Below are 18,985 nucleotides of genomic sequence, written 5' to 3' on the forward strand. Positions count from 1 at the left end.
ATCACGACGCCCCCGTCGCCGGCTCAGGGATGCTTGAGCGGTAGACCTCGACGATGCGCCGCAGGTAGTCGGTCACAACCTGCTGCTCCTGCTCATCGAACTCATGAATCACCCGGTCGATGCCCATGATCATGGGCATGAGCACCGCCATCGCGTTGTCGATCGACGTCGGCTCGGGCACCACCACGACGCCGCGACGGTCGGTTGGATGCGGCGCGCGCGAAACATGCCCCACCCTGGTGAGCCGGTCGATGACGACGGTCGTTGAGGCCGTGCTGATGTCGAGGGCACGCGCAAGCTCGGTTGGGCTCATGGGGCCGCGCATGATGAGGTGCTGCATCGCCTGAAGATCGGTGGGGTTGACGGTGAGCTGGCGACCAAGATGCAGGGAGAACGCGTCGCTGAGTTGCGTGAATTCCCGGAGGAGCCGGGTCGTCTCGTGGACCCCCTTGACTCTCGGCTCGGGCAGGCTTTCGTCGCGCATTTGTCTATTCTAGGTGATTGCTAGATACTCTAGCTACTCGAGTTTTTAGCGACTTTCTCTTGCCCGCGTCATTCCTCCGTTCCCAAGGACACCCCATGCGTCACCTCCGCCACTTCGTCACCGCCGCCAAAACCTCGTGGATCGTGCTCGTGCTCGCCGCGCTCGCGAGCGCGGCGCTCCTCACCTTCGGCGGCGAAGGCAGCGAAGGGGCCCCAGCGACCGGGCTGCCAGAGAGTGCCGAGTCGGCGCAGGTTGCCGCCCTCCAAGACGAGCTGCCAGGGGCCGACACCACCTCGGCGCTGCTCGTCTACTCCCGCGACGGGAGCGACGCCGGTGCCGAACTCACCGACGACGACCTCGCGGCGATCACCGAGCGCGGTGACGCGCTGCTCGACTACTCGAGCAGCGACGCCCTCCCGCCCGCCACCGTCTCGGACGATGGAACCGCCGCACTCCTCGTCCTCCCACTCGACCTCATCGACGATGTCGACGAACGCGCCGACCGGGCCGCCGACATCCGCGCGCTCGCGAATGAAGATCTCCCGGCCGGGCTCACGGGGCTCATGACCGGTGCCGAAGGATTCGCGGTCGACCTCGCCGGCGTTTTCGCGGGAGCCAACTTCACCCTCCTGCTCACCACCGTGATCGTGGTCGCGCTGCTGCTCATCGTCACCTATCGCAGTCCGTGGCTCTGGCTCGTGCCGCTCGTCGTCGTCGGGCTCGCCGACGCCGTCGCCGGAGTTGTTGCACGCCAGGTCGCTGCCGGCGTCGGCGTCGAGCTCGACGCCTCCATCACCGGCATTCTTTCCGTGCTCGTCTTTGGCGCCGGCACCAACTACGCCCTGCTGCTCATCGCCAGATACCGCGACGAACTCCGCACGCACGAAGATCGGCGCGACGCCATGCGCGCGGCCATGCGCGGTGCCGGCCCGGCCATCGTCGCCTCCGGCGGCACCGTGGCCCTCAGCCTCGTCACCCTGCTCTTCGCCGAACTCAGTGGCAACCGCGCGCTCGGCCTCGCCTGCGCCGCCGGCATCGTCGTCGCCATGCTCTTCGCCCTCATCGTGCTGCCCGCCGCCCTTGTGCTCTTCAACCGCACCCTCTTTTGGCCCTACGTGCCCCACTTCAGCTCAGACGACCGTCTCGCCCGCGGCTTCTGGTTCGGCCTTGGAACGCGCGTCGCCAAGCGCCCAGCAATCGTCGCCATCATCGGCATCGTGATCCTTGCCGGCCTCGCGAGCGCGGCACCCCAAGTGCAGGTCGGGCTCACGCAAACCGAACGCTTCACCGCCACGCCAGAAGCCGTCACCGGTCAGGAGGTCATCGCCGACGCGTTCTCGGCGGGGAGCGGGTCACCCGCCGTCGTGATCGCCAATGCGGATGCCGCCGACGAGGTTGCGGATGCGGCATCCGACATCGACGGGGTCGAGAGCGCCACCGTCGGCGAAAGCAACGGCGAGATCACCCAGGTGAGCGTGCAGCTCGACGCGGCCGCCGAAACCCCCGAAGCGTTCGCGATTGTCACAGAACTGCGCGCCGAACTCGATGCGGTCGACGGCGCCGACGCCCTCGTCGGCGGCACGGATGCCGAAAGCCTCGACGAGCGAGAGGCCCAGGAGCGCGACCAGGCGCTCGTCATCCCGCTCATTCTCGTGGTCGTGTTCATCGTGCTCGTGCTGCTGTTGCGCTCGCTGCTTGCGCCCGCCATCCTACTGCTCACGGTGGTCGCGTCGTACTTTGCGAGCGTGGGGGCGTCGTGGATGCTGTTCCAGACAGTCTTCGACTTTCCGGCGCTCGACACCTCGGTGCTGCTGTTCAGCTTCCTCTTCCTCGTCGCGCTCGGGGTCGACTACAACATCTTCTTGGTCACCCGCGCTCGCGAAGAGGCCGACACCCTCGGCACTCGCCGCGGCATGGTGCGCGCCCTCGCGGCGACCGGTGGGGTCATCACGAGCGCCGGCATCCTGCTCGCCGCCGTCTTCGCGGTGCTCGGCGTGCTGCCGCTCATCACGCTCACGCAGATCGGCATCATCGTCTGCGTCGGCGTGCTCATCGACACGCTCCTCGTGCGCACCGTCATCGTGCCGGCGTTCGCGTTCATGCTCGGCGACTGGTTCTGGTGGCCGCGGCGCGGGGCGCCGCGGGCCGGGGCGCCGCGGCCCGACGCCACGAATGAGGCGATTCCGGCGGGATGACGCTGCCGCGGCGAGCTCATCGTGCCGAAAACCCGTCATCTGCGAGAACGGAGGGGTGGCGTGGCGAGAACGTAGAGGGGAGGCGAGTAGCAGGCGGATGCTACTGGCCGGGGCTCCCGGCGTCGGTGGCCGAGACATCCGTGCGGTGAAAGTTGAGGTGCGAGCGGCTCGCGGTGGGCCCACGCTGGCCGAGGTACCGCGAGAACGTCGCGCCAGAGCCGTATGGCCGCTCGGCGGGCGAGGTGAGCCTGAAGAAGCAGAGCTGCCCGATCTTCATGCCCGGCCACAGCTTGATGGGCAGGGTCGCGACGTTTGACAGCTCCAGCGTGACATGGCCGGAAAAGCCGGGGTCTACGAAGCCGGCGGTGGAGTGGGTGAGGAGGCCGAGGCGGCCGAGTGAACTCTTGCCCTCGAGCCGAGCCGCGATGTCGTCGGGCAGCGTCACCTGCTCATAGGTGGAACCGAGTACAAACTCGCCGGGGTGGAGGATGAACGGCTTGTCAGCGTCGACCTCGAGCAGGTGGGTGAGCTCCGGCTGGTCTTCGGCCGGGTCAATGTAGGGGTACTTGTGGTTGTCGAAAAGACGAAAGTACCGGTCGAGGCGCACATCGACGCTCGACGGTTGCACCATCTCCGGGTCACTCGGGCTGAGGCCGATGCGGCCCGAATCGAGTTCAGCGTTGATGTCGCGGTCGGAGAGCAGCATGCTCACATCGTAGTTGCGCTGCGCCTCCAGGCGAGCACGCCGGCACCCGCACACATGAGGGCGAGCGCGACGATGACCCCCGTGAGGTCTTGCCCTGCGAGTGGGTCGGTCGCGACGACCGTGCCACGCTCAGCCGGTGCCGGCACGGTGGAGTCGGCGCTGATGCTGACCACCACCGGCGCAGCGGATGCCGCAGCCATCGGCATGAGCGCAATGGCCCCGCCGAGCATGGTGGCGGTGATGACCACCCTGACCGATCGTTCCCCGAACTTCGACATCTGGTTCTCCCCCGAGATCGGCACGAAAATCGCGCCCCGCGCGAAAAGTACCAAGAAATGGGGGCTAAGGCAAGCATTTACAGGGGCTTGGCGAGCACCAGCATCCTCAGGTCGTCGCGCAGGGGTCGGCCGAACCGCTCGTCGCCGTAGGGAAACGCGCGGTGCTCGCCCGTGCGCCGGTAACCACGACGCTCATAGAACGCGATGAGCTCGGCACGCTGCTCGATCACCGTCATCTCGACCGTTGCGACACCCCATTCGACGGATGCTCGGCGCTCCGCCTCGGCCAAGATCGCCGAACCGAGCCCGCCGCCCTGCGTGCCAGGTCGCACCGCGAACATGCCGAAGTAGGCGGTGGCGGGGCTCGCACGGCTGAGGTGCGCGCAGCCGACGAGGGCGGATGCCGCGGCATCCGGCCCCTCGACACTGCGGGTTTCAGCGAGCAGCACGATGCTGCCTGGCCGTCGCAGGTCGTCGGCGAGCACGTCGGGGTGGATGCGCTGGCCTTCGAGCAGGTCGGCTTCGGTCGTCCAGCCCGCACGACTCGAATCGCCGCGGTAGGCGGCGGTAACGAGCTCGATGATCGCCGGAATGTCGACGCTGCTCGCATCGCGGAAGTCGAGCTGGGCCATATCTCGAGCGTAGCGACAGCACACAACCGGCTCGACATCGTTCATAGCAAGTTCTTAGCCAAAGGTGGGGAAGGGCATAAGCACTGCCAATACCTTCGGCGTGTCCCGCGAACAGCGGGTTGCGCCCCGACCCTGGGCGGTCCTTGCAGACAGGAGCACCATGTTCTTTACCTATCTCCGGCGGGAGTTGGCAGGTCGCCGAAAGCAGACCACCATCGTCGCCCTCGGCATGGCACTTGCCATTGCCCTCGTCATGATTGTCAACTCTGTGTCCACAGGCGTGCGCGATGCGCAATCGTCTGTGCTCGAATCTGTGTATGGCGTCGGCACCGACATCACTGTTGCGGCAACCGTCGAAGAACCCGAAGAAGGCGCGGGCGGCGGCCCGATGTTCGAATTCGGAGCAGAAGACGGCGCCACCGAAGACGGCACCACCTCGCTGAACCAGTCGCGACTCGCTGCCGGATTCAGCACCCCCGTGTTCGATGCCTCCGCCCTGGATACGGTTGAGTCGATCGACAACGTCAGCGGCGCATCCGCGACGCTGTCGCTCACCAACACGACGTTCAGCGGCGAGATCCCCGACATGAGCGAAGGGTTCCAGCCGGGCTCCGGCGGCGAGCCGCCGACGGGCGCGGATGGTGAAGGTGGCAGCTCATTCGGCGTCGAAACCTTCACGGTGATGGGGCTCGACCCCGCGACATCCGCTGTCGGCCCACTTGCATCGGTGGAGCTCGAAGACGGGCGCGGACTCGAGTCTGACGACACCGGCGCGTATGTCGCGGTGCTCGACTCAGGGTATGCGACGGGCGCCGACCTCGCCGTCGGTGACACCATCACCATCGCCGACACCGAGTTCGAGGTGGTCGGCACGGTCACCTCCGGTTCGGCAGAAGCGACGACAGCGTCGAACGTGTACATCCCCCTCGATGTCGCGCAGACCCTGTCGGGCGAAGAAGACATGATCTCCGGCATCTCGGTGCAGGCGGCCTCGTCGACCGACATCGAGCAGGTGCAGGCTGACATCGAAGAGGCACTGCCCGAAACGACCGTGAGCACGCAAGACGACCTAGCGTCGAGCGTCTCAGGTTCGCTCTCGACCGCATCCTCGCTCGTGGCCAACCTCGGCACGTGGCTCTCGATCGCGGTGCTCGCGGCGGCGTTCCTCATCGCCATCCTCTTCACCGTCTCCGGTGTTGCCCGACGCACCCGTGAGTTCGGCACGCTGAAGGCCATCGGCTGGACCAACAAGCGCATCATCGGACAGGTCGCCGGCGAGTCGGTTGTGCAGGGGCTCATCGGTGGCGCAGTCGGCATCGTCGTCGGTGTGATCGGCGTCGCCATCGTCAACGCCTTCGCTGTGACCCTCACCGCGGGGTCGGCCTCCACCACACCCGCCGGACCTGGCGGTGGAGGGGAAGGCGGCTTCGGAGGCGGCGGCGGGTTTGGCGGTGCAGTCGCTGAGACGGCAGAAGCCACAACCGAAGTCGTGCTCAACGCCACACTCACCCCCGAAGTCATCGGCATCGCGGTCGCGCTCGCCGTGCTCGGAGGGCTCCTCGCCGGTGCGATCGGCGGATGGCGCGCAGCCCGCCTGCGCCCGGCCGAAGCATTGAGGAGCGTCGCCTGATGTCCACACTCGACACCACAACGGCCGCGACGCCCCCAGCTCCCCCGACGAAAGGCACTGTCATGTACGAACTGAAGAACGTCAGCAAGAGCTACAAACAGGGCGCCCGATCGGTTGACGCGCTCAAAGGGGTGACGCTGAGCATCCAGAAGGGACAGCTCATCGCCATCCAAGGCCCGACCGGCGGTGGCAAGTCCACGCTGCTGCAGATGCTGGGGGCACTCGACCGCCCCTCCGGCGGTAGCGTCACCCTCGGAGATCGCGACCTTGCCGCGCTCCGCGACACCGCCCTGGCGGAGGTGCGGGCAAAGCAGGTGGGGTTCGTGTTCCAGAGCTTCAACCTCATCCCAACCCTCACGGCGCAAGAAAACGTGGAGATGGCACTTGTGCCACTCGGCGTGAGCCGTGACGAGCGACAGCGACGGGCGGCCGAAGTGCTGGCATCCGTTGGTCTCGCCGACCGCGGCGGCCACCTGCCCACCGAACTCTCTGGCGGGCAGCAGCAGCGTGTGGCGATCGCCCGAGCCATCGTGAAAGAACCCGAAGTGTTGCTGGCCGACGAACCGACCGGCGCACTCGACGAAGAAACCCGCGACGAGATCCTCGCCCTGCTCGAAGAGCTGTGGCGCAGCAAAGGCCTCACCGTGATCATCGTCACCCACGACACGGCGGTCGCCCGCCGCGCCGAACGCCGTCTCATCATCAAGAAAGGCACAGTGCGCGAAGCGGCATAGCTCCGAGCCCGCGGCACTCCTCCTGTCGCGGGCTCGGCACCGGCTTTGGCGGGCCTGGTCTACTATGGTTCGAGTCCGGTTCGCCGGATGCGCGGATGTAGTTCAATGGCAGAACTTCAGCTTCCCAAGCTGATAGCGCGGGTTCGATTCCCGTCATCCGCTCCAATTGCAACGAAGGCTCGGGCCTCGCCTTTGGTTCAGTCGGCTTAGACCGGTCCTCCCCACCCTCCGGGAGCGGTCCGGGAGGGGAATACCTCTTGCGGGGGTCGATCACGAGTGGATTTCTGGGCGTTGCTCGGCCCAGCTGGCGTCTGGCTGCCGATCGTGTCGAGAAGATTCCTGGCGAGCCGTTTCACGGTCTCCGGAAGCCCCTGTCCGGCGGCAACATGGGGCTCCTCAGCCTCTGCAATTCCAATGATCTGTTCGAGGGTCTCGGTGATGGTCACCTTCGCTTTCCGAGACTTCCACGACTCAGCTTCGGCAACGAGGTCTGCTCCGGTGATATCGAACAGGTGGCGTTTTCCGTTGATGAACAGAGCGACGTCTTCGTCGAGGCCCATGTGCAGCTGCGGCACGACGTCGTACATGGGGGCGAGGCTCACCTCCCCGCTCGGGGAGTGGAGCATTGAGACGTTCTTCGCGTGCATGTCCAGGTTGCCGAGGGCAACAGACAAGGTCATCATTTGGATGAGCTTGTGAAGTTGGGTGGCCGAGGAATGTTCCCTCAGAATGCCGGCGACGGCTTTGAGCCTGCCATCACCCGCCCCCGTCTCGTATTTGCTGTCACCGAGGAATCCCAGGGCTTGATTGAAGTCCTCTTGGTGGAGGCGTGCACCACTACGGTTCCGGTCGTACCGCTCAATCACGAGCGCCGTCTCATCGCCGAACTTTTCGATAGTGGTGCTGAATTTCGCGAGCCCCACGCCCCTAGCGAAGCGAGATCCGTACTCCTCGTCAAAGATCAGCGATGGGTATCTGCTCGACTTTGGCTTCAAGATGTGTGTGGACGGGAATCCGTCGAGTGGTTCCGCCCATTGATCGTCCACTCTGGCCAGCAAGACCTTGTCCTGCACCCCGGCGAGGGATGACAGCCGGCGACGTCCCTTGTTGCCGAGCGGATTCTGGCCGACCTCGACGAACATGGCTGCAATCTCCGTCGCGGTGACCGGTCTAGCCTCCGGCGTTCTGGGCTCATCAGGGCTAGTTGGTTCCCAGATCTGGAGGGCACCTGCGACGTCGCGGCCATACCGAGCGAGCAGTCCGATCGTGTTTGATGAGTCGAGCCGAGCGTTCGCAGCCAGCTGTTCCCTAACTCGTCCCTCGGACAGCAACTCTTCGAAGAAGGCCCGCGCCCTTTCCGGGCTACTCGGTGCGGTCAGCAGCGGCACCGCAACGGAAAGCACGGTGCTGCCGGTGCCGAAGCGGTCGATCCCGTCACGGGAGGCGGTGAAGGAGAATTGATTTCGATCGCCGGCGAGAGTGCCGATGCGTGTTCCGTAAAGGTCGACGGCGAGTTCAGCCATCGAGGGCCTCAAATCCGGCGAGAACATCTCGCCCTTCCGGCTCCGTGATCTCGCCATGCAGGCGCACACCGGTCTCGGCCATGTACTCAAACAGTCGTTCGAGCGCCTTGGTGGGCTTGCCACTTTCCAGCTCGATTATGTAGCGACGGTCCACCCCAAGCGCGTCGGCAAGCTGCTCTTGGGTGAGGTTTCGGCGCAAGCGTGACTCACGCAAGATGAGCCCCATACTTGCGGGGCCGGTAATTCGTGCAGTGAGCATGTGTGACTTTCCTCACATAGAGTCCAATGTGCGGTTTCTCACACTACAGGGGCGGTGTGAGAAAAACAACACATGCTGCGGCGGTGAGCTAGCAAGCGACGCCGGTCAGAGCGGATGCTCGCTAAGAATGGTCGAAAGCAGACCAACGACGTCCGATCGGCCGACCACGTGACCGGTAATGTCAGACACAATTCGAGAGGAACCCGATGACACCTGAGCAACGCACCATCGGAATGTGGGTCTGGCTCGTCATTCGTGCGGCCATAGTTGGCCTCGCATTTCTTCTCCTCGCGCCGCTCGACCTGCAACCGGTTCTTGCTGCGCTCATTGTTGGTGCCGTCGCCTTCGCGCTCTTTGGCCCCTGGGCATCCTCGACACGGTCCAGCAAGGAGCCGACGGACCGCTGAGGCAGACGCCACGAAGACGTGCGGGAGACTAGCCGTACAGCCCCTCCGGGGTCTGCGGGCATGTCGCATTGAGCGCATCCCAGTCAGGGACATCGTCGAGAAGCTCGTCGTACGGTGCCCATGAAGAGTTGTCGTAACCACTGATGAACGACTCCACGTCGGGGGGAGATCCGATCTCGTACCCTTCAGCTTCGAGACACGGGGTGAGGTTCTCCACGAAGTAGTTGTAGAGAAAGCGCAGCTGGGAATCATTCAGCGCGATACTGAACACCGGATCCACGGGATACTTCGCGGCACAGACATACGACGCGATGTCGGATTCAAGCTCCTGGCCTTCGATGTGATGCTGCGTGACCCCGCCGCCTTCACTCTCCGCAGGGAAGCCTTCCTCTGTCAGACACTCTGCAGTGACGTCAGGCGACTCGTCGAGGTCTACGAACCGAATGCGCGGAACCTCCGGCCGAACGGCATCCGGATACGCCGCGGCGATCGCCGCCCAACGCTGATCCAACTCGTCGGCGTTGAGCGCCTCCTTCTCCGCCGAACTGAGCTGCGGCACCTCGACCGTCGCGGCCTCCTCGGCACAGCTGGCAAGGGTGAGGATTGCGAGCAGCGACACGAGCAGCGCGGCCGACCCCCGCATGCGATTCGTTGGAGTCATCAAGTCCTCGTTCAGTCAGCGTGACGGCATGGTCTCTTGCAGCCTAGGGGCGCGAGTGGCAGCAGAGAAGGTTCGGTCCCAACGCCTAGACACGACGCAACCCGAATGGCCCCTCCGACGCGAACGCGTACTCCGCGAAGCGCTCCCCGATCAGGTGATGCGTCTGGGAGTCGGGATGCAACGCATCCGACAGTGGGTGGGTTGCGGCATCCGTCTCACCGTAGAGGCGTGTGCCGTCGAGGTAGTGGAGGTTCGCATCCGTTGCGCGACGCTCGGCCAGCGATGCGAGCGCATCGCGGATGACCCGCAGCGTGAGCCGACCCTGCTGCGTGTCGCCCTCGACGCCGGTCGCGATGAACCGCACCTGTTCGGTGCTGAGCGACGCCGGATCGATCGCGCCGGGCCCGGGAGTGTCTTCGTGGATTCCGCAAAAGATCGGCGACACAAGCACGATGAGTGTCGCCGGATGCCCGTCGCGGATCGTGTCGATGAACCCGTGAACCGCAGGAACGAACGCGCGGAGCCGCATCGAGTCGGCGTTCACAACGTTGATGCCGAGTTTCACGCTGATGAAGTCTGCTGGGGTGTCGCGGATTATGCGCGCGACGAACGGGTCGACGAGGGCGCTGCCGCCGAAACCGAGGCTGCGAAGGGCGACGCCGCCGCGCCGGGCCGCGACCGCCGGCCAGATTTGGGTCGGGGTGGCGGCGTTCGAGCCGTGACTGATCGAGCTTCCGTGGTGGAGCCAGACCCGCTCCGGCACAGTCGCAGCCAAGAGCGGTGCGTCACTGTGCAGCTCGACCAGCTCGACCGACTCGTTGTGCGGCAACCAGAGCTCGACCCGCTTCGTGCCCGCAGGGAGCCCAGCGAAGCGCGCCGTGTGCGCCTTGCCCTCGCGAAACTCGGTGCCGCCCGTCTGCAGATCTGTCTCGATGACATCCCCGCCCGTGAGCTGGTCGCTCGCGACCACACTGCCGTCGAGCAGCAGGTCGACGTGCCCGCGTGGGCGATCGGCACCGCGGTACGCGACACGGGTCGTATGAAGCACCAACTCGATCGTCTCAGCGGATGTCGCCACCACAATCCGCACTCCGGAGGGCTGCGCCTCCACCATCATCAGTTGCGGGTCGGGGAACTGCTCGCGCACCCACGTGGACAGACGGTGCGGACGCAAGCCGCGCGCGGTGGACTCGAGCTCAGCCGCACCGTGGACAAGCTCGGGGGTGATGGTGGTGACGATCATGCTCTGCTCATTCCTTCAGTCAGACGAACGCGGACTCCCCCGTGAGGCCGCGTCCGACGATGAGCGAGTTGATCTCGTGGGTGCCCTCGTAGGAGTAGACCGCTTCGGCATCCGCGAAGAACCGGGCAACATCGTGTTCCAGGAGGATGCCGTTGCCGCCGAGCACCTCGCGGCCGAGTGCGACAGTCTGGCGCGCCATCGCGGCGGTGTGCATCTTCGCGAGGGCGGAGTTCTCGTCGACGTAGTCGCCGGCATCCTGCCGGGCAGAAAGTTGCACGACCATGCCGAGGGAGGCAGTGAGGTTGCCGAGCATGCGGGCGAGCTTCTCCTGCACGAGTTGGAAGCCGCCGATGGGCCGTCCGAACTGTTCGCGCTGCCGCGTGTACCGGATGGCCGCCTCAAGTGCGCCGGCCTGCAACCCTGTGGCGATCCACGCGACATCCGATCGCATGACGCGAAGGATGGCCGAAACATCCCGCCAGCTGTCGACCCGCTGCAGGCGCGCGGACTCCGGCACGCGCACGCCGTCGAGCCGGATGACCGCGTTTTGCATGGGGCGCAGCGAGATCTTGCCGTGGATGGGCTCGAGCTGCACGCCCTCCGCGTCGCGGGGCACAAGGAACGCTTTGACCTGTGAGTCGGCACTGTCGCGCGCGAACACCGCGAGCACGTCGGCCGCCGCGGCACCGCCGATCCACCGCTTCGCCCCGTCAAGCACCCACGCGTCACCCTCGCGCCGGGCCTGTGTGGCGAGCCCGCCCGCGATATCCGAACCGTGGTCGGGTTCGGTGAGCGCGAACACGCCCTTCAGGTTGAACGCGCGGATCTGCGGGTCGAGCTCCGCAGCCTGCTCGGGCGAGCCGCCGTGCCGCACGGTCGCGCGGAACAGCCCCGACTGCGCGTTATAGAGCGTCGCGACCGAAACGTCCGTGCGTGCGAGCACATAGTTGCGGAAGCCCGAGAACATGCTCGAGGCGGCTTCAGCCTTCGACACCCCAGCCGGCTGCATCAGGTCGAGCGGCGCGAGCGCGTCGAGCACCGCGTCGGGCATCGTCGCCGTCTCCCACGCCTCCGCCATGAGCGGTCGGATGTCGCGCTCCAAGGTCGCACGCAGGCCCTCAAGTGCCGCCAGCGCGCCGCCGCTCAGGTGGGTCTCGGCGAATCCGAACGGGTCGATACCGATGGGCCCGCGCGCGTCGATCATCCGCACAGCTTAACGCGCCAGCTCAGGCCTCGTCGGCCTTCACAACGTGAGACACGGCGCCGCCCGAGATGACCGCACGACATGCGAGCGCCTACACGACGCTGCCCGTTGTCCTTACCCAGGCAGCGACCACTTCTCTCGCTTCGGCTTCGTTGTGGACTCCGAGGAGGTCGCGCACTTCGTCTTCCCCCAGCCGGACTGTTCCGCCCGATTGATCACTCACGGAGAAGCCGGGGAGGGCGACGTCTTCGGATGCCCCAAGCAGAATCGCCGTCGCGAACTGGGCGCCCTGAAGCTTGTCGATGATCTCGGAGTCCGGGGACGGTGGCATGAGTCTCGATGTTGCGACGGAACTGTAGCTGATCAATATTTCGTCCCTGGTTGGGTTCGCTCCGAGGTTGAGCGGAAAGAACTCAGCATCTTCCGCGTATTGGCTGTACTGAGCCGACACCAGTTGGGGCGCACCGAGCCCGAGCTGTGCCGCCGTTTGATGGGCTGCTGTAATCGTCTCCCGGACTAGATGACCGCTTTCAGCCTCTTGTTCGGGCCAGAGGCAGATTTCGGGAGCAGTTCCCGCGCACACCAGTTCAGCGGAGCTACGCACAAACGCTAGATCCTTCGTGACTTCGTTCGCCTCACTTGCAATGGAGGGCGAGGCCGCGACGAGCGCGGCCGCTACAGCGCCGACAAGGCTAACCCTCAACAAGCGGCGGCGGAGCCACACAACCGCAACGCAGAGGAGGGTAGTTGGGACCGCCACGGCGAAGACAAATCCGATGGCTTGCAGACTTGGTCCGGTGTTGATCCGGTCGCAGCAGGAGAGAAGGTTGTACCCGTTGATGTTTCGCCAGTTCAGCGCTCCCTGAATGGACGCGAAGTTCAGCCAGTAGCCGACCGAGACGAGCGCCAGGGGCGCCCCGAAACCGGGATGGACGAGGTACCCGAGCAGATAGCCAAAGGCAATCGCCGCGGCAGATTGTGCGAAGAGCGCAGTCAGGAGACCGAGATGGAAGTTCGGCGTAGCGGGCCATCCAGACGTGCTGAGAATGGCGATTACGAATGCCATCCAGCCGATGAACACCCAAGCAAGGATGCTTCCACCGTCTCGTGCAAGTTGCAACAGCCGGCGTCGTCCAGAGGGGTGGTGGCGCGAGGCACACCACCCCAGCCACGCAGCGACCGCCGCAGCGACGGGGAGCGCGAGAGTCAGCCCGCCAGCCGCCCTCGCGTGCACAGCAGGCCAATATCGTTCAGTTGCGAAGCCGGAATACTCGTATACGGCCGGATAGAAAAGTAGGGCAATAATGAGCAGCCCGCCCCAGAAAACCACTGAGCTTTGTGCGCGAAGGATCACACCTCGGATCCAGACGACCAACAGTTCTCCGGCCATCCCTGCTCGTCGGTCACGAGCATCCGCCACATCCAGCAGAGTGCTCGCGACCTCCGCTTCGTACTCGTCCCGCCAGCGACTCGGGTACACGGCGAGGGACGCCGCCACCCAACGATGAATTCGGGCGTCTTGCTGAATCGGGACTGCAGGTGCGGAGGTCTCCAGCGCATCGAGCACCGACATCAGAAGGCCAACCTCCCGGAAAGTCGACGGGTCGCATGTGCGGCAAGGGCCTTCATGCGATCGGCTTCATGCGCAAGGGCAAGCCGCCCTTCTCCTGTGAGCTCGTAGAAGCGGCGGGTACGACCAGAGACGACTTCCTCGCCCGCGCGGACGATCAGCCCTTCCTTCGCTAGTCGCTCAAGCGCCGTGTAGAGCGTCCCCACCTTCAGTTGTGTTTCGCCGCCCGAAAGGATGGCGGCTTGCTCGATGAGCGCGTATCCGTGCTTTGGGCCGTCCGCGAGCGCGGTCAAGATCAAAAACGTTGGCAACTGCATAGCGGGCCGCGTCATGGAGCCATCATACCTCGGTCGCCGATGTGTCATAGTCTAATGACCGATGCAATGATGAGCGAGGTATTAGATGGCACGAAGCAACTGCTTTGATCTCCTTCGTCTGGCCGCTGCACTCTGCGTGCTCGTGGGGCATTCGTGGGTCCTCACCACTCCGGAGCCAGCCCCGCGGTTCGCAAACATCCCGCTTCACACGCTCGGAGTAGCGGTGTTCTTCGCCATCAGCGGGTACCTGATCGCCTCCAGCTGGAAGCGACGTCCGAGCCTCCACCAGTTCTTTGCGCGTCGCGTACGGCGCATTTTTCCAGGGATGATCACCGTGGTCCTCGTCACGGTCTTCTTGGTGGGGCCCGCCACTTCATCTCTCGCCGACCTTGCTTACTTCGCAGAGCCGCAAACGTGGTCGTACCTGCAGAATCTGTTGCTCCTAGGTCAATACGAGCTTCCTGGCGTTTTCGATGGGGATCAGCACACGCGCAACACAGTGAACGGGTCACTGTGGACCCTCGGTGTGGAGTTCTGCTGCTACGTGGCCGTAGCGGCGATCGGGGTCCTGCTGCGAAAGGCTCCGCCACTCTGGGCCGCGATCGCGTACGCGTCTGCAGGATGGGTGGCGGGCGTGGCCGCATTCGCGCTAGGACTGGGCACAGCAGCGGGCGAAACCGCGTCGATGGTGACCTACTTCGCCGCTGGGGCCCTCATCAGCTTCGTCCCACGACGCGTGACCGCACCGATACCTGTTGTAGCCGCTGCAGCGTTCTGGCTCGCCTCCGCACGCTTCGATCCTGCACTTGGCGCCATCATCTCCTGGATCGCGTTGCCGCTCGGTGCGACAGCAATGGGGCTGTGGGAGACGCGCTGGCCGTCGCTGCGAGACACCATCGGAGATCTGTCGTACGGAACTTATCTGTACGGCTACCTCGTTCAGCAGCTCTACGTTCGCCTGGGTGCGACAAACTTCTGGGAGAACCTGGCACTCGCAGCGCCAACGACGCTGGCCATCGCGGCCGCATCCTGGTGGCTCATTGAGAAGCCGGCGCTCACCGGCAGGAAATCTCGCCGCGCGCAAAGCGCGAGCGTGGTCAAGCATCAACCCCGCGGCTCAGGATGCGAAGCGCCACGGGCACAGCGGCCGCGAACGTCGTGAGTGGCCTACTACTTCGCCGACGCGCTCCTTCGCGGGCTCCATGCGTGAAGCGCCAATGCCAACACGATGACCACTGCCACCACAGCAGCCACGGCAAGGGGTGCGATGAGCGACGACGCTGACCCCAACACCCATGCGACGCCCAACGCGGTGACACCCGAGGTGACCGTGGCGAGGGCTGGCATTCGGCCCAGCACCATTGCCACTCCTCCTGCGATAGCTCCCGCAGCCGCGCCTATCCCGAACCCAACGAGAGCCCCGAAGGCGAAAAATCCGTTCGCCTGCTCACTCAGCGCGGGCACTACCGCAACTGAGATCAACCCGGCCAGAGCGCCGGCCACCGCCGCGATGATTGCCTTCATTGCGCGACTCTACGCGCTTCGCAGATTGTTAGCGAAGCTGGCCCAAGTTTGAATTGCGCCAGCTCGGTAAATGCTGTTATTGAGAAGCTGGTTCTGAATAGACGCACTGACATAAAGATACTTGTCGCTCCGAAACGAGAACGTAATTGTCGACCCTGCGCCGTCCACATGATTGCTCGTCGCCGCGAAGCTGTACTGGAACAGCGAGCCGGCTACCTTCCCAATGCCTCGCATGCGGCATTCGAAGTTGAGTCCAAGAACGCGCAACGGGAGTCGTTGGTCGTAAGCGGGGAAGGCTTTCGGCGCTCCGGCCACCGGAAAGTAGCAGTTGAAGCAGGCACGCAGCAGTTGCTCGATTCGAGTCGACGTCTTGGCAGTGGGAAATTTGTAGGAGTACGTCCAGGCAGGATCGGCGACGACTGGGTATGCATCGACCCCCGTCAGGTCAAGGTGCTGCGTGAGTGTGCCAGAAGCCCACGTGTACCAAGTGGGGACGTCCCCGCCATTGGCGTCCTTCGCCCAGGGTTGCTCTAAGACGCCAAAAGTCTCTGAGTCAGTCTCAAGGAATAAGAGTTCTCCTACCTCCACGAGCGTCGCAGCCCCAGCTGCGTCCACTGTGTAGCTGAAGCTGGAAGGCCCGTCGGCACTATCGGTAGTCGAGATGATCCGGTACCCAGAATCATTCGGCTGAATATAGGCACTTGAGTTACTGTCTCCCGTTTCAAGCTCGACTACGCCTTCCGGGGAAGTCCCCACCACACCAGATGCAAAGTCGATTTCGAGGGCTGGCGGTTCAATTAAGATCGCTTCACCGACTGGCTCCTCCAGACCGCCCACCGAATCGGAGGGTTCGACGCGCACCGTGGCACCTTCGTCAAAAACGTCTGGCGCAAGAACGTCCGACGTCTCGTGAAGCAGCTCAGGAGCACTCGCCGTCATTACCTCCGAGAAGCTCTGAAATGTGTCGTCGGCAAACGCAGGTGACGCCGTTCCAATCGAAATAAGTGCGGCTGCCGAGACAACCGCTAGAGTCTGCTTCAGGGACATTCCCGGCTCCAATGCATGAAAGAGGCGACTCTGAGTGAGCAACCCTCATAAATGAGAATGGGGCTTGCGGCTTCGTTCGTCTACCCCCGAAGCGGGGGGTATTCTTTGCCGGAATACAGAAGCCCTGCCTGCACAATCAGACGCTCTAACGCGGGCACTCAGCCAGCCGCACCGGCCTTCGCGAGCAACACGGCACGCTGGCGCTCGTTGGCGGTGAGGTGGGCCGCCGTGAGGAACTCCGAGCGCGCCTCATCCGCCCGCCCGAGCCGCGCGAGCAACTCGCCGCGCACGCTCGGCAGCAGGTGTGAGCCGCGGAGGGCCGGATCATCGGCGAGCGCATCAACGATGCGAAGCGCGGATGCCGGCCCGGTCGCCATCGACACGGCGACGGCCCGATTCAGCTCAACGACAGGGTTCGGGGCCAGACGTCCGAGCGCCTCGTAGAGGATCACGATCTGCTCCCAGTCGGTGTCGGCGACACTCGGCGCGACAGCGTGGCACTGGGCGATGGCGGCCTGGAGCGCGTAGCTGCCACGCGCGCGGGCGTGCACCGCGGCATCCGCCCGTTCGAGTGCGGCCGTGCCGCGGCGGATCTGTGCGCGATCCCACCTGCTGCGGTTTTGATCGGCGAGCAGTATCGGCGTGCCATCGGGGGCGGTGCGGGCCCCGAAGCGGGACGCCTGAAACTCCATGAGCGCGACGAGCGCATGCGCTTCGGGTTCGCGTGGGACAAGCGCCGCGAGGGTTCGGCCGAGCCGGAGCGCCTCATTCGCGAGCTCGGTGCGAATCCACCGGTCGCCGCTCGTCGCCGCATAGCCCTCCGTGAAGACCAGGTACACGACACCGAGCACCGACGAAAGTCGTGCCGGCCATTCGGCGGGCTCCGGCGTCTCGAACGGCACATGCGCAGCCGTGAGCGTCTTCTTCGCCCGTGTGATGCGCGCCTGCACCGTCGCGACCGGTACCAGCAGCATCCGGGCGATCTCCTGCGTTGTAAGCCCACTCACCACTCGCAGCGTGAGGGCGACCTGCGATTCGCGCGAGAGCACCGGATGACACGCGGTGAAGACGAGGCGGAGCACGTCGTCGTCGATCGGCTCCCAGTCGGCGTCCGTCGTCTCGTCGAGCCCGTGGGCGATCGCCCGGTAGCGCTCGTCGAGCGCCTCCCGCCGACGCCACGCATCGATCGCCCGCCGCTTCGCCACCATCGTGAGCCACGCACCAGGGTTGCGCGGTGTGCCCACCCGCGGCCACTGCTCAAGCGCCTCGATGAGCGCCTCCTGCGCGAGATCCTCGGCGAGGCCGACATCGCCCGTCACTTTCGCGAGCGTCGCGACGATGCGCGCGCTCTCGATGCGCCAGACGGCGTCGACCTCGCGGTGGATCTGCTCGTCCATGTCAGGACCTTCGGGTCAAGACTGCGCGCTCACGCCTGGCGGGCCGCAAGCTCTTCGCGCCAGCCCTCTTCCTTCTTGACGTACTCGTTGTCGGCGTAGTCAGCGAAATCCGACTCGTCGGTAATGCGCCGGACCTCGATCTTGTTGCCGGGGCCGAGCGGCGCGCGCGAAGCCCACTCGATCGCCTCCTCGCGGGTCGCAACCTCGATCGTCCAGAAACCGTTGAACAGTTCGTGCACCTCGCCGTAGGGGCCGTCAGAAACAATGGGGGCGTCATTGGTGAACTCGACGACGGCGCCCTGGGCAGCATCCGTCAGCCCGTCGCCACCGATCATCACCCCGGCCTTCATCATCGACTCGTTGTAGGCACCCATCGCGTTGATGACCGCCTCAAAGTCCATGTCTTCAAGGTTCTCCTCTGAGCCGCTGTTCCGCATGATCAGCATGTACTTCGCCATGATGGTTCCTCTCGTGTCGGTGGGGCGTGTTCGCCCCTCTACTATCGCGTCGAATGGCTATGAGCGATATCGACATCGCGCGAGAAGTTTCTGAGGATGCGCGGCAGCTCAGCGCCCGTCGTGGTGCTCGGCGCGGGTCCTCATCGCGACTTGGCACCGTCGTGGGGTGCGAACGCAGCGTGGAACAGTGCCCACGCTCGCCGCGCCACAGTCTCGCGGTCGGCTTCCGGCGTGCGGCCGAGCACTCCTGCGAGCATCGAGATCGCGAGCAGAACGTCGTCGACCGTGACATCCGCTCCAAGGTTTGCGGCGGCCTTCTCCCGGTGCACAACCGTGCTGAGAAGCTTGTGCACGCGATCGGCAAGCGGGACCGCCCGCGGGTCGTGCTGATTCGCGGTGATGAGATCGATGAGGCTCGTCGAAACAACAGCCTGCTCGATGACATGATCGAGCAGATCGTCCAGAGTGGTTTCTGGATGCTCGATCACAGACTCGAGGATGTCGACGTTGTCGTCGAACACGGCGACGGCAAGCGCAAGTCGATCAGGAAAGTGTCGGTAGAGGCTGCCCTGCCCGACACCGGCGCGGCGGGCGATGAGACTCAGCGGCGCCGTGAGCCCCTCGGTCATGAAGACCTCGCGGGCAGCATCGATGAGCGCGCGTCGATTGTGTGGGCCGGCACTCGGCCCACGATTCCCTTTCGGCGTCAAGGTCAT

At 64.9% G+C, this 18,985-nt stretch carries 21 protein-coding genes and 1 tRNA gene; 6 read left to right on the forward strand and 16 right to left on the reverse strand.

Features of this window, described 5'->3' with window-relative positions; translation table 11 throughout:
• Position 1: 1 nt before the first annotated feature.
• Positions 2-484, reverse strand: coding sequence for a MarR family winged helix-turn-helix transcriptional regulator (locus ACY48M_RS10345; protein ID WP_462820206.1), 483 nt, complete (start codon positions 482-484; stop codon positions 2-4).
• Between the two features lie 95 nt (positions 485-579).
• Here ACY48M_RS10345 and ACY48M_RS10350 point away from each other — a divergent pair, with 95 nt between their 5' ends.
• Positions 580-2,679 (forward strand): MMPL family transporter, encoded by a 2,100-nt coding sequence (locus ACY48M_RS10350; RefSeq protein WP_462820207.1) that lies wholly within the window; start codon positions 580-582, stop codon positions 2,677-2,679.
• Between the two features lie 100 nt (positions 2,680-2,779).
• On the opposite strand, the gene dcd is transcribed toward ACY48M_RS10350, so the two are convergent.
• From dcd to ACY48M_RS10365, 3 genes are all read right to left on the reverse strand, one after another.
• Positions 2,780-3,385, reverse strand: coding sequence for a dCTP deaminase (gene dcd / locus ACY48M_RS10355; protein WP_462820208.1), 606 nt, complete (start codon positions 3,383-3,385; stop codon positions 2,780-2,782).
• A 2-nt stretch (positions 3,386-3,387) separates the two neighbouring features.
• Entirely contained in the window at positions 3,388-3,663 is a 276-nt protein-coding gene (locus tag ACY48M_RS10360; protein ID WP_462820209.1) for a hypothetical protein, read from the reverse strand.
• A 77-nt stretch (positions 3,664-3,740) separates the two neighbouring features.
• Positions 3,741-4,295, reverse strand: a complete 555-nt coding sequence (locus ACY48M_RS10365) for a GNAT family N-acetyltransferase (RefSeq protein WP_462820210.1) — start codon at positions 4,293-4,295, stop codon at positions 3,741-3,743.
• Positions 4,296-4,455: 160 nt separating this feature from the next.
• Here ACY48M_RS10365 and ACY48M_RS10370 point away from each other — a divergent pair, with 160 nt between their 5' ends.
• From ACY48M_RS10370 to ACY48M_RS10380, 3 genes are all read left to right on the forward strand, one after another.
• The gene (locus ACY48M_RS10370) at positions 4,456-5,925 is read left to right on the forward strand and encodes an ABC transporter permease (protein WP_462820211.1); all 1,470 of its coding nucleotides are present in this window, start codon (positions 4,456-4,458) and stop codon (positions 5,923-5,925) included.
• A 62-nt stretch (positions 5,926-5,987) separates the two neighbouring features.
• Complete coding sequence (locus tag ACY48M_RS10375) at positions 5,988-6,659, forward strand: ABC transporter ATP-binding protein (protein ID WP_462820543.1); 672 nt, start codon at positions 5,988-5,990, stop codon at positions 6,657-6,659.
• Positions 6,660-6,750: 91 nt separating this feature from the next.
• A tRNA-Gly gene (locus tag ACY48M_RS10380) sits at positions 6,751-6,824 on the forward strand.
• 41 nt (positions 6,825-6,865) lie between these two features.
• Here the strand turns inward: ACY48M_RS10380 and ACY48M_RS10385 are convergent.
• Positions 6,866-8,182, reverse strand: coding sequence for a HipA domain-containing protein (locus ACY48M_RS10385; RefSeq protein WP_462820212.1), 1,317 nt, complete (start codon positions 8,180-8,182; stop codon positions 6,866-6,868).
• Complete coding sequence (locus ACY48M_RS10390) at positions 8,175-8,441, reverse strand: helix-turn-helix transcriptional regulator (RefSeq protein WP_462820213.1); 267 nt, start codon at positions 8,439-8,441, stop codon at positions 8,175-8,177. The genes ACY48M_RS10385 and ACY48M_RS10390 overlap by 8 nt, the downstream gene beginning before the upstream one ends.
• Positions 8,442-8,647: 206 nt before the next feature.
• On the opposite strand from ACY48M_RS10390, the gene ACY48M_RS10395 reads away from it, so the two are divergent.
• Positions 8,648-8,848, forward strand: coding sequence for a hypothetical protein (locus ACY48M_RS10395; protein WP_462820214.1), 201 nt, complete (start codon positions 8,648-8,650; stop codon positions 8,846-8,848).
• Between the two features lie 28 nt (positions 8,849-8,876).
• Here ACY48M_RS10395 and ACY48M_RS10400 read toward each other — a convergent pair whose 3' ends face one another.
• From ACY48M_RS10400 to ACY48M_RS10420, 5 genes are all read right to left on the reverse strand, one after another.
• On the reverse strand, positions 8,877-9,509 hold the full coding sequence (locus ACY48M_RS10400) for a hypothetical protein (protein ID WP_462820215.1): 633 nt from the start codon (positions 9,507-9,509) through the stop codon (positions 8,877-8,879).
• Positions 9,510-9,594: 85 nt separating this feature from the next.
• Entirely contained in the window at positions 9,595-10,752 is a 1,158-nt protein-coding gene (locus ACY48M_RS10405) for an SGNH/GDSL hydrolase family protein (protein ID WP_462820216.1), read from the reverse strand.
• A gap of 19 nt (positions 10,753-10,771) precedes the next feature.
• Positions 10,772-11,956, reverse strand: coding sequence for an acyl-CoA dehydrogenase family protein (locus ACY48M_RS10410; protein ID WP_462820217.1), 1,185 nt, complete (start codon positions 11,954-11,956; stop codon positions 10,772-10,774).
• 91 nt (positions 11,957-12,047) lie between these two features.
• Entirely contained in the window at positions 12,048-13,529 is a 1,482-nt protein-coding gene (locus ACY48M_RS10415) for a hypothetical protein (RefSeq protein ID WP_462820218.1), read from the reverse strand.
• Positions 13,529-13,858, reverse strand: a complete 330-nt coding sequence (locus ACY48M_RS10420; protein WP_462820219.1) for a PadR family transcriptional regulator — start codon at positions 13,856-13,858, stop codon at positions 13,529-13,531. The genes ACY48M_RS10415 and ACY48M_RS10420 overlap by 1 nt, the downstream gene beginning before the upstream one ends.
• A 70-nt stretch (positions 13,859-13,928) precedes the next feature.
• On the opposite strand from ACY48M_RS10420, the gene ACY48M_RS10425 reads away from it, so the two are divergent.
• Positions 13,929-15,005 (forward strand): acyltransferase family protein, encoded by a 1,077-nt coding sequence (locus ACY48M_RS10425; protein WP_462820220.1) that lies wholly within the window; start codon positions 13,929-13,931, stop codon positions 15,003-15,005.
• 8 nt (positions 15,006-15,013) lie between these two features.
• Here ACY48M_RS10425 and ACY48M_RS10430 read toward each other — a convergent pair whose 3' ends face one another.
• The 5 genes from ACY48M_RS10430 to ACY48M_RS10450 all read right to left on the reverse strand — a co-directional run bounded on the left by ACY48M_RS10430 (position 15,014) and on the right by ACY48M_RS10450 (position 18,985).
• Positions 15,014-15,367: a hypothetical protein gene (locus ACY48M_RS10430; protein WP_462820221.1), complete on the reverse strand. Its 354-nt coding sequence runs from the start codon at positions 15,365-15,367 to the stop codon at positions 15,014-15,016.
• 9 nt (positions 15,368-15,376) lie between these two features.
• Positions 15,377-16,414 (reverse strand): hypothetical protein, encoded by a 1,038-nt coding sequence (locus ACY48M_RS10435; RefSeq protein WP_462820222.1) that lies wholly within the window; start codon positions 16,412-16,414, stop codon positions 15,377-15,379.
• A 158-nt stretch (positions 16,415-16,572) separates the two neighbouring features.
• Positions 16,573-17,811 carry an RNA polymerase sigma factor gene (locus ACY48M_RS10440; protein ID WP_462820223.1) on the reverse strand — a complete coding sequence of 413 codons (1,239 nt, stop codon included), beginning with the start codon at positions 17,809-17,811 and terminating at the stop codon, positions 16,573-16,575.
• Between the two features lie 29 nt (positions 17,812-17,840).
• On the reverse strand, positions 17,841-18,269 hold the full coding sequence (locus tag ACY48M_RS10445; protein WP_462820224.1) for a YciI family protein: 429 nt from the start codon (positions 18,267-18,269) through the stop codon (positions 17,841-17,843).
• Between the two features lie 140 nt (positions 18,270-18,409).
• Positions 18,410-18,985: a TetR/AcrR family transcriptional regulator gene (locus ACY48M_RS10450; RefSeq protein WP_462820225.1), complete on the reverse strand. Its 576-nt coding sequence runs from the start codon at positions 18,983-18,985 to the stop codon at positions 18,410-18,412.

This window comes from Homoserinimonas flava, assembly GCF_054969005.1.